The following is a 13,232-nucleotide window of genomic DNA, read 5'->3' as shown; positions in this document are numbered from 1 at the left end:
CCTCTGTCCTAAAGTGTCCGTCCATGTTGGAAACCTCGGCGCGCCTGCTGCGCCTGCTCGCCCTGCTGCAGTCACGCCGCGACTGGCAGGGCAGCGAACTGGCCGACGAACTGCGCATCAGCCCCCGCACAGTCCGCCGCGACGTCGACCGCCTGCGCGAACTCGGCTACCCCGTCAACGCCACCACAGGTTCGTTCGGCGGCTACCGCCTCGGCGCCGGCGCCGAACTCCCACCCCTGCTGCTCGACGACAACGAGGCCGTAGCCGTAGCGGCCGCCCTGCGCACCAACGCCGTCACGGGCCTGGAGGAGGTCTCCCTGCGCGCGCTGCTCAAGCTCGAACAGGTCCTCCCGTCCCGCCTGCGCCACCGCGTCTCCGCCCTGGAACAGATCGAATCCGTCCCCCGAGACTCCCCAGCCCCGGCTCTCGATCCGGAGCTGCTGACGGTCCTGGCCGCGGCCTGCCGCGACAGCGACACCCTGCGCTTCGACTACCAGGCCCACGACGGCACCCCGACCCGCCGCCGAGTGGAACCCCACCGCCTCGTCAACTGGGGCCGCCGCTGGTACCTCGTCGCCTGGGACGCCGACAAACAGGACTGGCGCAGCTTCCGCGTGGACCGCATCACCCCACCCCAACCACCTTTCGGCCCGCGCTTCACCCCACGAGACTTCGACGCCACCACCTACGTCGCCTCCCGCGTGAACCAGGCCGCCTGGCGCTTCCAGGCCCGAGTCGTGGTCCGCGCCCCGGCCGACGTCGTGGCCGCCCGCATCAACGCCTACATCGGCACCGTCGAAGCCGTGGATGACGCGTCCTGCGTGCTCGTGACCGGCTCCGACTCCGTCGAAACGCTCGCCGTGTGGATCGGCGTGCTCGGCTTCGACTTCGAGGTCACCTCGCCACCGGAGCTGGTGGCACACGTTCGCTCTCTTGCGGCCCGCTACGCCCGAGCCGTACAAGACTGACCATGGCCATCACCGGACGGGACATCGAGCACCTGCTCTACACCGAGACGCCCGACCCGGTCCTGGTCGTGCACAACGGGGAGGCGGAGATCGTGTCCGCCGCGGACCTCGGGCAGCGGCCTGGGGCGATCGTCGTGTGCTCGCGGCGGGAGTTGCTGCGGCGGGTGGGGGAGCGCGACCTGAGCGAGCAGGAGCTTGAGGCGCTGGCCGCCGAGTTCACCACGTCAACGCGACCCCCAGTTCCTCCGCCGCCCGCCTGGCCCGCTTGACCAGATCAGGTCGCAGCTCCCGAACGGAATCCTGATTGAAACGTTCCAGGTTGCCCGCAAGACCGAACCGGGCGGGGTTGATGGCGCTCCCGTCCACCCCAAGATCGTGAAGCTTCAGCAGCCCTCCCACCGAGTCATTGATGTTCGCGACAAAGATTCCCTCCGCGAACTGCCGCATCAGCTCGACGTCATCGCCACCAGCGCCCAGCCTCGCGAAGAACTCACGCCAGAACAGCGACCTGCCGCCCGTGAGCGCGTAAAGCCGGTTGAGAGCGGGCAGGCACCTCTCGACCGGAGTCGACATCAAGTCGATCAGCGTTGCTGCCACGGCGATGCCGTGCTGGGACGTCAGTGGCATCACTGCGTCTCGCAGCGTCATGCTGACTTCGTCCAACGTCACGTACGGCTCCGACATCAGAAGCCACTCGGCGTGGATTTCACGTTCGTGCTTGCTCAGGCTCACCGCGAAGTGCCGGGTGGTGTCGCGATCGACCCAGAACCACAGCACCACGTTCGCCCACTCGCTCGACGACAGCCGCGATTTCCAGAACAGGGTCAGCCGCTGCCAGTCGTCCACGCTCACGCCCAGCTCGTCGGCGAAGAGCCGTTCCCGCAACGCCAATGCCAGCACCACGAGGTTGAGCGAGTACTTCGCGTCCCGCACTGAGTCGGGCAACGCCACCAGCGTGTAGTCGCCACGCGACTTCCTCGTCTCATCTCGGGCCGCGAACAAGCGCGAGACCAGGTCGAACAGCCCATCCCGGTCAGACGTCGCCGCAAACTCCCGCAGGAAGTCCAGCACCGGTTTGCTCGTCACGAGCGCCATGTAGGACAGCACGGCGTAGAGCTCGGTGTCGTCCGCCGAGGCCTTGCGCTTCGACCGGGCCCGGTCCTCCTCCCGCAGTTCCGTGAATCTGTTCCAGACGAATCGCGCCACGAGGTACTCGCCGAAGGTGGCGTGCAGGAACTCGTAGGTCCGCAACGTGGTCTTGTCCTCGCGAACGGCCTCGGTCTTCTGCACGAAGAAGAACCGGCCCAGCACCGTCTCACCGGCCGACAGGCGGGTGTGGGTTCCCACCAGCCTGTCCGGGGAGTCGATTCCGAGCAGCGCGACGAGGTCCGCCGTCACCTCCTGCTCGGCGATCCACTGCACACCGCGGTTGAACATCGCGAGCGCCACCACCGACAACCGGTCCAGCTCGAACTCGACGTCCCGGTCCAGATCGGCAGGGGAGCGGGACTCACCGCTCTTGGTCACCTCGCGCCGGGCGAACAGGTCGAGCAGGCGCTTGTACAGCTGCCCGCGGCTCAGGCTCAGGTGGTCGCGCTGGAAGGATGCGTCGACCGCGTCGTACAACGCCAGCATCAGCAACAACAACGGCTGCGCGGCGAGATCCCGGTAGCGCAACACGGTCTCGGCAGGCAGCGTGCGGTTGACCGCGTTCCACACGTCCAACCAGGAGCGGACCTGGCCGTCGTCGAACGGCAGCAGCCGCACGACCTGCGTGCCCAGCGGCATCTCCAGGCCCGCGCACACGCTCAACCGGCTCGTCACCACGAACACCGCCGGCCTGCCCATGTCCTCGAAGCGCTGCTGGAGCTCGGCGATCTTCGTCAGGTACTGGGTCTGGCTGACGCCGGTGGCCTGCAACAGTTCGTCAAACCCGTCCAGCAACACCAACGGCAACGCGCCACCGGTGTGGCGGGAGAAGTCCGCCCAGCTCACCGGTTCCTGTAGCAGCGTGTGCAGGCCGCACTCGATCTGGTGCACCAGATCGGCGTCCGAAGGTGTGCAGCGGAGCTCCACCCGCACGACGGCGAAGTCCGACTCCGGTAACCGCGCCGCGAGCATTTCGGTCAGCACCGACTTGCCCGAACCCGGATCACCCAGCACGAGCAGAGGAGCCGCCAACGCCTCCGGCGAGGTCAGGTACCCCGCCAGGTAGGCGTAGAGATCGTCACGGACGGGTACCTCGTCCCACCACGCGAGCACGGACGGCGCCAGGGCCCGGTCCGTGTCGGTCACGACCTGGAACCGGGGATCGACGTAGGCGTCGGACAGGCTCGGAATCCGCACGCCGTCGGGCACCTCGGTCGACTTCACCAACAGCCGCCGCAACGCGCCGCGATAGGCGCCGGCCAGCTCGGCCAGCCGCACCTCGGGCTTCAGGTCGGTGGTGGTCTCGCTGAGCACGTCCTCCAGTCGTGCCAATGCCTTGCGCGCCGATCGTGCGTCCTCGATCGCGCACCAGAACCTGATCTCGGGAAACTCGGCGGCGAGCTGCCCGAGCAACTCCTGGTACCGCTCCAGCGCCCGTCCCACGACGCGATAAACCGCGCTGTGCACTCGTGCCTGTTCGGTCCTGTCGAGGCCATCCCAGAACGCCAGACTCCTGACCACGGCGCACAGTTCAGAGGAGAGCATGTCGTAAGTGCGTTCCAGAACGACCAGGTTGTCTTCGTAGGAACGTCCCACCGATGGAAGCGGCAGTTCCAGCTCCCACGGGTTGAACTTCGCAACTAGGTCGCGGTCCTCTCTGGTGAGCTTCACGTGGGGCTGCTGTTCGTCGAACGCCTCGAAGTACGCCGTCATCACCAAGACCGCGTGCGCGGCGTGCAGCTGCTGTGTGCGGGTGTAGCGGCTCACGCCTCGACGCTTCTGGGAGACCTTGGAGATCAGCTCGTTGCTCAGGCGGAGGAAGTCCGGCTTGGCGTCGAAGAGGGACAGCACCTCCCACATGCCCAACGAACCCAGGAGCAGCAACCCGCCCAGGACCTTGTCCATGGCGGCGACGATCGGGTGCTCCTTGCCGCCGAGGATCTTGACGGCCTCGTTGTAGCTGTAGGTCTTTCGCACCCGAAATGTGTACCTGACCGCCGCTTGATCAGGCCGAGAACAACACCAAAAGACCAATGGCGATCAGTACGACCGGAAGAGCGATGTGGCCCCACTTGGCCAGGGCTCGTGCCACCACCTGACGGGAGGCCAGGAACCAGCCCGCCAGGCACCACACGCCGACCAGGAGCAGGAACACGGCGACGTAGACCCACAGCGAGTCCGCCACGGCGAAGACCGGGACGTAGATGCCGATGTTGTCGCCGCCGTTCGCGAGGGTCACGCCGGCCATCGCGAGGACGCCGGGAGCGGCGGCCGGTTCGTCATCGTCGTCGGAGCCTCGCCACAGGGACCAGGCGGCTTTGAGGCCCAGTGCCAGGGGGATCAGGCCCAGCCACGGGCGGAACTGGGCGGGGAGCAGGGACGCGCCCAGGGCGCCGATGACGGCTATCGCGAGGATGGCGGTGAAGCCCAGGTACTGGGCCGTCACGACCTGCCAGGCCGACTTCGCCCGCGCGAAGAACAGCGCGAGGAGCACCAGGTCGTCGACGTTCGTCACCGCGAACATGCCTGCCGCCTGGCCGATCACCCCAAGATCCACGGCGGCATTCTTGCTCACCTTGAAGCGGATAGCTCATCCGGATGTGTGCTAGCGTCGATCTCAAGCGGATCAGCTATCCGGATTGGGGATTGTCATGGCACGCAGAGCAGTGGTCACCGCGGGGACCGGCGGCATCGGGCTGGAGACGGCGCTCGGACTCGCTCAGGCGGGGTTCGCCGTCACCGTCGTCGGGCGCAACGCCGAACGTGGCGCGCGGGCCGTCGAGAAGATCAACGCCGGGGGAGGGGAGCCCGCGCGGTTCCTGCAGGCCGACCTCGCCTCGCTCGACGAGGTGCGTGCGCTCGCCACGCGGATCGCCGCGGAAGGGGAGGTGGAGGTGCTGGTCAACAACGTCGGCGCCATGTTCGCCGACCACACCGAGATCGACGGCCTCGAAGCGTCCTTCGTGGTCAACCACCTCTCGCCCTACCTGCTCACCGAACTGCTGCTGCCGACGCTGACCGGGCGAGTCGTCAACGTGACCTCCGGGTCGATCGCGACCGCCAAGAAGGTGTTCGACGAGGTCGAGCCGTCCGGCGGCTACTACGGGTTCCACTGGTACGGGCGCGCCAAGCTCGCGAACCTCGCCTACACCCTCGACCTCGCCCAGCGGCAGACCAAGGTGGCCGTGCTCGCGGCCGACCCCGGCGGCGCGGCCACCGACATGACCGACGGCACGTTGCGCACACCCAAGATCGTGTCACCTGGACTGCGGCTGCTGTGGCCGCTGGTCCGCCGCACCTTCGAACGGGCCACCTCCGGACCCGCCTCCGTCGCCGCCCGGCCCTCGATCCTCGCCGCCACCGACACGACGCTGGCCTCAGGCACCGTGATCGGACGACGCGCCACCCCCGTCTCACCCAACCGCGCGGCCACAGACCCACGCGTCCAACAGGCCGTGCGCAAGCTCAGCGAGAGGCACGCGCCACTCGTCCACGTTCCGGATGGCGTATCCAATTAAGCTGGAGACATGACGCCGCAGCGAAAGGACGCCGCCCGCAACTGGGAGCACATCCTCACCGTCGCCAGAGAACTCGTCGACGAAGGCACCCCGCTGCAGCTCAACGACGTCGCCCGCCGCGCAGGACTGGGCGTCGGCACGGTCTACCGGCACTTCCCGACCACCGAAGCGCTCCTCGAAACCGTCGCCACGCCCTGCCTCGAAGCACTCGCCGGCCACGGCGAACAAGCCCTCACCCACGACGACCCGTGGAAAGCCTTCGCCGACTTCCTCACCAGGCTCGTCGAAGGCCAGGTCACCGACCCCGCACTCGTCAAGGTCGCCGCCACCACCGAAGACGTGCTGCCACGCACCACCGAACTCAAAGCACAGATCCTGGCCACCGGCGCCAAACTGCTCGCCCGCGCCCGCGACGCCGGAACCGTCCGCCCCGACGTGCACGACGACGACCTCGTCCCGCTCATGTGCGGCATCTCCTACGCCACCTACGTGCACAGCGCCGGCCCAGCCGACCGGCTCGCCACCGCACGCCGCTACCTCGAAACCCTGCTCCGCGGCCTACACGCCTGACCGCGGCGGACCCGCCGCCACGAACGCCCGCAACTCATCAAGCCCCCGCGCGCCGCCATCGGTCAGCATCCACGTCACACCAGCGTCCGCGTACTCCTTCACCTCCTCCGGCAACACGCCGCCACCCCACAGCACGACATCACCGTCGGCACGGCCGCCCGACGCCACGAAGTCCGCCTTCAACCGAGCGGCGTCGTCAGGGGAGAGCACCACCAGGCCGTCAGGGCCGAACGTCGCCGGCACCACACCCGCCGCATGCTCCGCCGCACGAAACGGCGTCGAACGCGGCCAGTTCCCGCCGACCCAGATCGGCACCTCCACCGGCGCGAACCGCACACCCGACACCTCGAACAACGCACCCCGATGCTCCACCTCGGCACCCGACAACAACGCCCGCAGCAACTCGACGCCCTCCGACATCGCACCGGCACGCGACGCACGCTCGCCGAAGGGGGAGTAGTCCTGCGGCACACCCGCACCCACCCCGAGCACCAACCGCCCACCCGACAACCGCTGCAGGGTCGACGCCTCCAACGCCACCTTCCACGGCCGCCGACGCCCCAGCGACGTCACCAACGGCCCCAGCCGAAGCCTCGACGTCCGCGCCGCCACCGCCCCCAACGTCACCCAGACATCAGCCACCACAGGCTCCTCCGGCACCACCACGTGATCCCACAGGAAGAACCCGTCCCACCCTGCCTCCTCAGCCTCCACAGCCAGCGACACCAGCACCGAAGGATCACCGAGAGACGAACCGAACGAAGGAACATAGATCGCGTAATCCATGCCCCTCAGTGTGGCAAGCACCCCCGACAAGATCGTTCTAACGCGGCGGACCAGCGGAAACGTACGAACGCAGCTCCGAAAGCGACGCCTTCCACCCATCCAGCAACAACCACGTCGCCCCGGCATCCGCGAACTCCGACACCTGCGCCACCGACGGCCGCGCCCCACCACCCCAGATCGCCAAATCCCCGTCCACCGGCCCACCCGCGGCCACGAACTCAGCCTTCATCAACGCCGCCTGCTCAGCAGACGCCACCGCGAACCCACCCGACCCGTCCTGAATGATCGGAAACAACCCCGACGCCCGCGCCGCCGCCAGGAACGGCACCTTCCGCGGCCAGATCCCCGACGTCCACACCGGCACCTCCACCGGCGCCAACCGCACCCCGGACGCCTCGAACACACCACCCCGATGCTCCACCGGCTCACCCGAGAGCAACTCCTGCACCAACTCCACACCCTCGGTCAACCGCGCCGCACGCGACCGCGCATCCGACGCCTCACCGAACGACGTGTAATCCCGAGGCACACCCATCCCCACCCCGAGCACCAACCGCCCACCCGACAACCGCTGCAAGGTCGACGCCTCCACAGCCAGCTTCCACGGACGACGCCGGGGGACAGGCGTGATCATCGGCCCCAACGTGATCCGCGACGTCCGCGCCGCCACCGCCCCCAACGTCACCCACGGATCAGCCACCAACGGCTCCGCCACCAGGTGATCCCACATGAAGAACCCGTCCCAGCCGGCCGCCTCGGCCTCAACGGCCAGCGACACCAGAACAGACGGATCGCCATAGGTCTCGCCATAACAAGGCACGTAGATCGCAAAACGCATGCGGGGGAGTCTGCCCCAGCACCCTCACCAGCGCCCCTCACCGGTCGCGCCGTCGATCTGCTCCCGCAGGATGTCCGCGTGCCCCGCATGACGAGCCGTCTCCGTCAGCACGTGCACAAGAATGTTGAACAACATCACGTCCGGACGCGGCCACCACGGCACATGCCCAGGGGAGTCCACCGCAAGCGCAGAGATCGTCGCGTCCGAATGCGCCCACACGCGCCGATAACGCTCCACGATCTCCTCACGCGACTCAGACTCGGTCGCCCGCATGTCCAACCCACGCGCCGCCAAGTCGTCCCACCGCGGCATCGGCTCAGGAAACGGCCGCCCGAACACCTCACCGAAATACCGCGACTCCGACAACGTCAGATGCTTCACCAACCCCAGCAGGTTCGTCCCGGACGCCACGAGCGGACGCCGTACCTCCGACTCGGCCAACCCGTCCAGCTTCCACACCAGCGCCTCGCGCAACTCACGCAGATCGCTGTGCAGGTATTCCTTGGCGAACTCATCGATCATGACATCGAGGATGCCAGCCGAGCGCGGTCCGGTTCCCGCGAACCTTTATCGCCACGGTGACGTAAGACCGAACGCGGCGGAGCAGCAGAGCGGACCTTCAGGACGCTCCGCTGGTGTGTGCCCACAGGATCACCGCGAGCGCACCACCGACAGCAGCGTCGCCGAGCCGAGGCGCAACGGACGCGTGCGCCGGTCGTGAAGAGAAGAACAGATCCAAGCCACGACAGACCAAGGGACAGGGCGCGGGAGAGTCGCCGGAGCGGCCCAGATCTCCGTTACTTGACATAATGTAGATTATCGGCGAAACGGCGACCTGCGAAGATCGTCTCAGAAGGGGCTGAAACGCCCGTGTTGGCGCGTCTGCAAGTCACAGCCAACGGGCAGGCCGGCTGCGCTTGCAGACGCCACAACATCAGATCCACGGCGATGTCGGAGCGCGGTCGACACCGACGTGTCGTCAGTGAGACGTACGTGGCGGGGCGCCATTACGTTCGCGATCCCCACCAAGTGACGCCACCTGGTCCAGCGGCTTCCTCCGCCACGTCGAATCCCGGCGAAACGGACATTTCATGCATAATCGCCATTATCCAGCACAGTGCGCGGAATTGTCGGTGGTGTGCGGTACAAGATCCATATGCACGTGCTCGCCGCCCAGGACGCCTTCTTCCTCGCCCGCCGGACCCGCAAGGACTCCCCGCACACCACAGCGGCCTACCAGCGGGATCTCTCCGGCGTGAACACACTCCTGGCCGAGGCCCTCCTCTCCCCCGTCGAGGAACTAGTCATGGGCCAGCTCACCGGGGCGAACCTCCGTCAGGCTTTCGGGTTGTTCGCGGACACCCACGCCAAGAGTTCCGTGCTGCGGGCCTGGTCCACGTGGAATCAGTTCCTGACGTTCTGCGTGGCCGAGGACCTCATCGCCGGCAACCCGATGGGCGCTATCGCCCGGCCGAAGACGCCTCCGCTCGTGCCCAAGCCGCTGCGTGGTGAGGACACGCCCGAGCAGTTGCTCACGGCCGCGGCGGAGGGTGCGAGCAAGGGGCGTGATCCGTGGCCCGAGCGGGACGTGCTGGTCATCGCGCTGGGGCTGGTCGCGGGGCTGCGGAGTGCGGAGATGCGGACGCTGACGTTGGCGAGCGTGGTCGGGCGGGAGGGTGATCAGCGGTTGCACGTGAAGGGCAAGGGCAACCGGGACCGCAGTGTCCCCATCGAGCCGCCGATGGAGCGGATCGTGGACGCCTACCTCAAGAGCTGCAGGCAGCGTTTTCCTCAGGGGCGGTTCGATCGTGAGTCGGCGTTGCTGCGGGATCGCCACGGTGAGCCGATCGGGCGGGGTGGGCTGGAGTACCTGGTCAAGTCGTGTTTCCGGTGGGCGGGGTTGAACGACCGCGTGCCGACGGGCGCGAGTCTGCACGCGTTGAGGCACACGTTCGCGACGCGGCTGGCCGAGGACGGGGCGAACGCGAGCGAGATCATGGCGTTGCTGGGGCACGCGAGTCTGGCGACGAGTCAGAACTACATCGAGGCGACGGCGCGTGAGAGACGGGCCGCGGTGGCCAGCAACAGGACGTATCGGGCGCTCAAGGACATCTAGCGGTGCTCCACCGGGATGCGGCACGCTCGGCTATGACGCTTGTGCCGGGGGTCGCCCGGTTGCCGGATCGTTAGGCCAAGTGGGTGACCTGATAGTGCGAAAACCGCATTTCAGGGGTACCCAATGAGAATGAGATCCGTGTGGCGTGGGGCCATCTCCTTCGGGTTGGTGACGATCGCCGTGCGCCTCTACACGGCTGTCGAGGAGCACGACTTCCGTTTCAACCAGGTGCACCGGGAGGACGGCGGGCGCATCAAGTACAAGCGCGTCTGTTCGGTGTGCGGCGAAGAGGTCGAGTACGGCGACATCACCAAGGGCTATGAGTTGGACGACGGCCGGATGGTGATCATGGAGAACGAGGACTTCGACAAGTTGCCGGTGAAGACGGACAAGTCGATCGACGTTCTGGAGTTCGTGCCGGCGGAGGAGATCGATCCGATCTACTTCCAGAAGACGTACTACCTGGAGCCGGACAAGGCGGCGGCACGACCGTACGTGCTGTTGCGGGACGCTCTCGTCAAAACCGGTCAGTTGGCGGTCGTGAAGATCACGATCCGGCAGAAGGAGACGCTGGCGACGATCCGGGCGCGGGATGACGTGCTGGTGATGCACACGATGTTGTGGCCGGACGAGATCCGCAAGGCGGAGTTCGACTTCCTGGACCAGGACGTGGAGGTGCGGCCGCAGGAGTTGAAGATGGCGACGTCGCTGGTGGAGTCGATGGCGGGTGACTTCGATCCGGACACGTTCACCGACGACTACCGGGACGCGCTGGAGAAGGTGATCGCGGCGAAGGCGGAGGGTGCGGAGTTGCCCGAGCAGCCGGAGGCCGAGGACAAGGGCGATGTCATCGATCTGATGACGGCGCTGGAGCGCAGTGTGGAGAAGGCGAAGGCCGGGCGGAAGAGCGAGAAGAAGGCGCCGCCGAAGAAGAAGGCCTCGTCGGCGTAGATGGCCGGGCTCGACGAGTACCGGCGCAAGAGGGATCCGGCCAGGACGCCGGAGCCCGTTCCGAGCGCGGACGAGTTGCCGAAGGGTGACAACGACACGTTCGTGATTCAGGAGCATCACGCGAGCAGCCTGCATTGGGATGTGCGGTTGGAGCGTGATGGGGTTTTGGTGTCGTGGGCGGTGCCGAAGGGTTTGCCGTCCACGACTGATGTGGTGCGTCTGGCTGTGCACACCGAGGATCATCCGTTGGAGTACGCGCAGTTCTCCGGGGAGATTCCGAAGGGTGAGTACGGCGGCGGTGAGATGGTCATCTGGGACCGGGGCCGCTATGAGACGGTGAAGTGGTCGGACCGTGAGGTGGACGTTGTTCTGCACGGTCATCGGGTGCAGGGTCAGTTCGTGTTCTTCCGGTCGGGCAAGGACGAGAAGAACTGGATGATGAAGCGCCGGCACGCTGCGGCGCGTCCGGACTGGAAGACCTTGCCGGAGCAGCTGAAGCCGATGCTCGCTGTTCCCGGTCCCCTCCCCCAGGACGATGATGATCTTTGGGCTTACGAGTTCAAGTGGGACGGCGTCCGGGCGATCCTGAGGGTCGAGGGTGGCCGTGTGCAGGCGTGGTCGCGGCTGGGCAACGACATCACGGTCGCCTATCCGGAGCTGCAGGGCGTGGGTGAGCAGTTGGGGTCGACGGAGGCGCTGCTCGACGGGGAGATCGTGGCGTTGCAGAACGGCAGGCCGAGTTTCAGCGCGTTGCAGAACCGGATGCACGTGACGAAGTCGGAGGCCGCGCGGCGGGCGGCGAGGCAGTTTCCGGCCACGTTGCTGTTGTTCGACCTGCTGCACCTGGATGGCAGTTCCACGATGCCTCTCCCCTTCCGGCAACGTCGTGATCTGCTCCGAAGCCTGGAGTTGAAGGGCTCGAACTGGCTGACTCCCCCGTCCTACGACGAGGACGGTGCCGCGGTGCTGGCGGCGAGCCGTGAGCAGGGCTTGGAAGGCGTGGTGGCGAAGCGGCTGGATTCGGCGTATCAGCCGGGGACGCGCAGTCCGGTGTGGCGCAAGATCACGGACCTGCTGGCGCAGGAGGTGGTGATCGGCGGCTGGCGGATGGGTGAGGGCAAGCGTGCGGGTGTGGTGGGGGCGCTGTTGCTGGGTATCCCCCAGGACGGCGGGCTGGCGTTCGCCGGGTCGGTGGGCACGGGGTTCAACGACGCGGAGCTGGCGGTGTTGACGCCGCGGTTGAAGGCGTTGGCGCGCAAGGGTTCGCCGTTCGTGACGGAGATGCCGCGGGAACGGGCGAAGGGTGCGTTGTGGGTGGAGCCGGAGTTGGTGGCGGAGGTGGTGTTCCGGCAGTGGACGCCGGACGGGCGGATGCGGTTTCCGGCGTGGCGCGGGTTGCGGCCGGACAAGACGCCGGAGGAGGTGCGTCGGGTTGACCAGCAGTGACGCGACCGTGAGGGTCGAGGACCGGGTGTTGAAGCTGACGAACCTGGACAAGTTGTTGTATCCGGAGTTCGGGTTCACCAAGGGTGAGGTGATCGATTACTACACCCGGATCGCGCCGGTGCTGTTGCCGCATCTGAAGGACCGTCCGGTGACGTTGAAGCGTTATCCGAACGGGGTGGACGGGAAGTGGTTCTTCGAGAAGAACGCGCCGGAGCATCGTCCGGACTGGGTGCGGACGATGCGGCTGGAGTCGCCGGGCAGTTCGAAGGGCAACGAGACCGTCAACTACGTGATGGTGGACGAGCTGGCGACGTTGGTGTGGCTGGCGAACCTGGCGGCGCTGGAGTTGCACGTGCCGCAGTGGACGGTGGGGCCGCGCGGGGGCAAGCGGGATCCTGACCTGCTGGTGTTCGACCTGGATCCGGGTGCGCCGGCGTCGGTGGTGGAGTGTTGCCGGGTCGCGGAGCAGGTGCGGGTGGTGCTGGACGACGACGGCGTGGACTCGTGGGCGAAGACGTCGGGCAACAAGGGCATGCAGGTGTACGCGTACGCGCCGGCGAAGGACACGTCGGAGTACGCGAAGGCGGTGGCGCAGCGGTTGGCGCAGGAGCATCCGGAGCTGGTCGTGTCGACGATGGCGAAGGCGCAGCGGCCGGGGAAGGTGTTCATCGACTGGTCGCAGAACAACACGGCGAAGACCACCATCGCGCCGTATTCGTTGCGGGCTCGGGAGCGGCCGGCGGTGTCGGCGCCGGTGACGTGGGACGAGGTCGAGGACTGCGAGGTCGTGGAGGACCTGGTGTTCACGGCGGACGAGGTGCTGGAGCGGGTCGAGTCGGCGGGTGATCTGTTCGGGAGTTGATATTCTGGCCGACTGCCTATGTGGGGGT

Annotated in this window: 13 protein-coding genes; 8 read left to right on the top strand and 5 right to left on the bottom strand. The window is 67.2% G+C overall.

Annotated features, from left to right (window positions below; all coding sequences use genetic code 11):
- Positions 1 to 23 precede the first annotated feature (23 nt).
- Together ACIQF0_RS38310 and ACIQF0_RS38305 are read left to right on the top strand one after the other, a co-directional pair.
- Positions 24 to 968, top strand: coding sequence for a helix-turn-helix transcriptional regulator (locus ACIQF0_RS38310; protein WP_401038225.1), 945 nt, complete (start codon positions 24 to 26; stop codon positions 966 to 968).
- A 2-nt stretch (positions 969 to 970) separates the two neighbouring features.
- Complete coding sequence (locus tag ACIQF0_RS38305; RefSeq protein WP_401038222.1) at positions 971 to 1,237, top strand: hypothetical protein; 267 nt, start codon at positions 971 to 973, stop codon at positions 1,235 to 1,237.
- On the opposite strand, the gene ACIQF0_RS38300 is transcribed toward ACIQF0_RS38305, so the two are convergent.
- Both ACIQF0_RS38300 and ACIQF0_RS38295 read right to left on the bottom strand, forming a co-directional pair.
- Positions 1,185 to 4,094, bottom strand: coding sequence for an NACHT domain-containing protein (locus ACIQF0_RS38300; RefSeq protein WP_401038219.1), 2,910 nt, complete (start codon positions 4,092 to 4,094; stop codon positions 1,185 to 1,187). The two genes, ACIQF0_RS38305 and ACIQF0_RS38300, sit on opposite strands and share 53 nt — an antisense overlap.
- 28 nt (positions 4,095 to 4,122) lie before the next feature.
- Positions 4,123 to 4,674 carry a cadmium resistance transporter gene (locus ACIQF0_RS38295; protein WP_401038580.1) on the bottom strand — a complete coding sequence of 184 codons (552 nt, stop codon included), beginning with the start codon at positions 4,672 to 4,674 and terminating at the stop codon, positions 4,123 to 4,125.
- A gap of 94 nt (positions 4,675 to 4,768) precedes the next feature.
- Between ACIQF0_RS38295 and ACIQF0_RS38290 the strand changes: the two genes are divergently transcribed.
- Positions 4,769 to 5,635, top strand: coding sequence for an SDR family NAD(P)-dependent oxidoreductase (locus ACIQF0_RS38290; protein ID WP_401038216.1), 867 nt, complete (start codon positions 4,769 to 4,771; stop codon positions 5,633 to 5,635).
- 9 nt (positions 5,636 to 5,644) lie between these two features.
- On the top strand, positions 5,645 to 6,205 hold the full coding sequence (locus ACIQF0_RS38285; RefSeq protein ID WP_401038213.1) for a TetR/AcrR family transcriptional regulator: 561 nt from the start codon (positions 5,645 to 5,647) through the stop codon (positions 6,203 to 6,205).
- On the opposite strand, the gene ACIQF0_RS38280 is transcribed toward ACIQF0_RS38285, so the two are convergent.
- Genes ACIQF0_RS38280 through ACIQF0_RS38270 form a run of 3 tightly spaced genes read right to left on the bottom strand, consistent with a single transcriptional unit; the run spans position 6,194 to position 8,351 of the window.
- The gene (locus tag ACIQF0_RS38280) at positions 6,194 to 6,991 is read right to left on the bottom strand and encodes an LLM class flavin-dependent oxidoreductase (protein WP_401038210.1); all 798 of its coding nucleotides are present in this window, start codon (positions 6,989 to 6,991) and stop codon (positions 6,194 to 6,196) included. The two genes, ACIQF0_RS38285 and ACIQF0_RS38280, sit on opposite strands and share 12 nt — an antisense overlap.
- Positions 6,992 to 7,028: 37 nt before the next feature.
- Entirely contained in the window at positions 7,029 to 7,829 is an 801-nt protein-coding gene (locus tag ACIQF0_RS38275) for an LLM class flavin-dependent oxidoreductase (RefSeq protein ID WP_401038208.1), read from the bottom strand.
- A gap of 24 nt (positions 7,830 to 7,853) precedes the next feature.
- A complete protein-coding gene (locus tag ACIQF0_RS38270; protein WP_401038205.1) occupies positions 7,854 to 8,351 on the bottom strand; it encodes a DinB family protein in 498 nt (165 codons plus the stop codon).
- Positions 8,352 to 8,967: 616 nt separating this feature from the next.
- Here ACIQF0_RS38270 and ACIQF0_RS38265 point away from each other — a divergent pair.
- From ACIQF0_RS38265 to ligD (ACIQF0_RS38250), 4 genes are all read left to right on the top strand, one after another.
- On the top strand, positions 8,968 to 9,945 hold the full coding sequence (locus ACIQF0_RS38265; protein WP_401038577.1) for a tyrosine-type recombinase/integrase: 978 nt from the start codon (positions 8,968 to 8,970) through the stop codon (positions 9,943 to 9,945).
- A 129-nt stretch (positions 9,946 to 10,074) separates the two neighbouring features.
- A complete protein-coding gene (locus ACIQF0_RS38260) occupies positions 10,075 to 10,896 on the top strand; it encodes a Ku protein (RefSeq protein ID WP_401038202.1) in 822 nt (273 codons plus the stop codon).
- The gene (gene ligD, locus ACIQF0_RS38255; protein ID WP_401038199.1) at positions 10,897 to 12,342 is read left to right on the top strand and encodes a non-homologous end-joining DNA ligase; all 1,446 of its coding nucleotides are present in this window, start codon (positions 10,897 to 10,899) and stop codon (positions 12,340 to 12,342) included.
- Complete coding sequence (ligD, locus tag ACIQF0_RS38250; RefSeq protein WP_401038196.1) at positions 12,329 to 13,204, top strand: non-homologous end-joining DNA ligase; 876 nt, start codon at positions 12,329 to 12,331, stop codon at positions 13,202 to 13,204. Before ligD (ACIQF0_RS38255) ends, ligD (ACIQF0_RS38250) begins: the two co-directional genes overlap by 14 nt.
- Positions 13,205 to 13,232 lie beyond the last annotated feature (28 nt).

The sequence above is a fragment of the Lentzea sp. NPDC092896 genome (genome assembly GCF_044754905.1).
Classification (GTDB): Bacteria; Actinomycetota; Actinomycetes; order Mycobacteriales; family Pseudonocardiaceae; genus Lentzea.
Note: the sequence above shows the minus strand (reverse complement) of the source record. Positions and strands in the feature narration are given on the sequence as shown.

Coding starts and splice junctions, on each gene's coding strand:
- ACIQF0_RS38290 (WP_401038216.1), top strand. CDS start 4,769: ATGGCACGCAGAGCAGTGGTCACCGCGGGGACCGGCGGCATCGGGCTG.
- ACIQF0_RS38275 (WP_401038208.1), bottom strand. CDS start 7,829: ATGCGTTTTGCGATCTACGTGCCTTGTTATGGCGAGACCTATGGCGAT.
- ACIQF0_RS38305 (WP_401038222.1), top strand. CDS start 971: ATGGCCATCACCGGACGGGACATCGAGCACCTGCTCTACACCGAGACG.
- ACIQF0_RS38280 (WP_401038210.1), bottom strand. CDS start 6,991: ATGGATTACGCGATCTATGTTCCTTCGTTCGGTTCGTCTCTCGGTGAT.
- ACIQF0_RS38260 (WP_401038202.1), top strand. CDS start 10,075: ATGAGATCCGTGTGGCGTGGGGCCATCTCCTTCGGGTTGGTGACGATC.
- ACIQF0_RS38310 (WP_401038225.1), top strand. CDS start 24: ATGTTGGAAACCTCGGCGCGCCTGCTGCGCCTGCTCGCCCTGCTGCAG.
- ligD (WP_401038199.1), top strand. CDS start 10,897: ATGGCCGGGCTCGACGAGTACCGGCGCAAGAGGGATCCGGCCAGGACG.
- ACIQF0_RS38270 (WP_401038205.1), bottom strand. CDS start 8,351: ATGATCGATGAGTTCGCCAAGGAATACCTGCACAGCGATCTGCGTGAG.
- ACIQF0_RS38285 (WP_401038213.1), top strand. CDS start 5,645: ATGACGCCGCAGCGAAAGGACGCCGCCCGCAACTGGGAGCACATCCTC.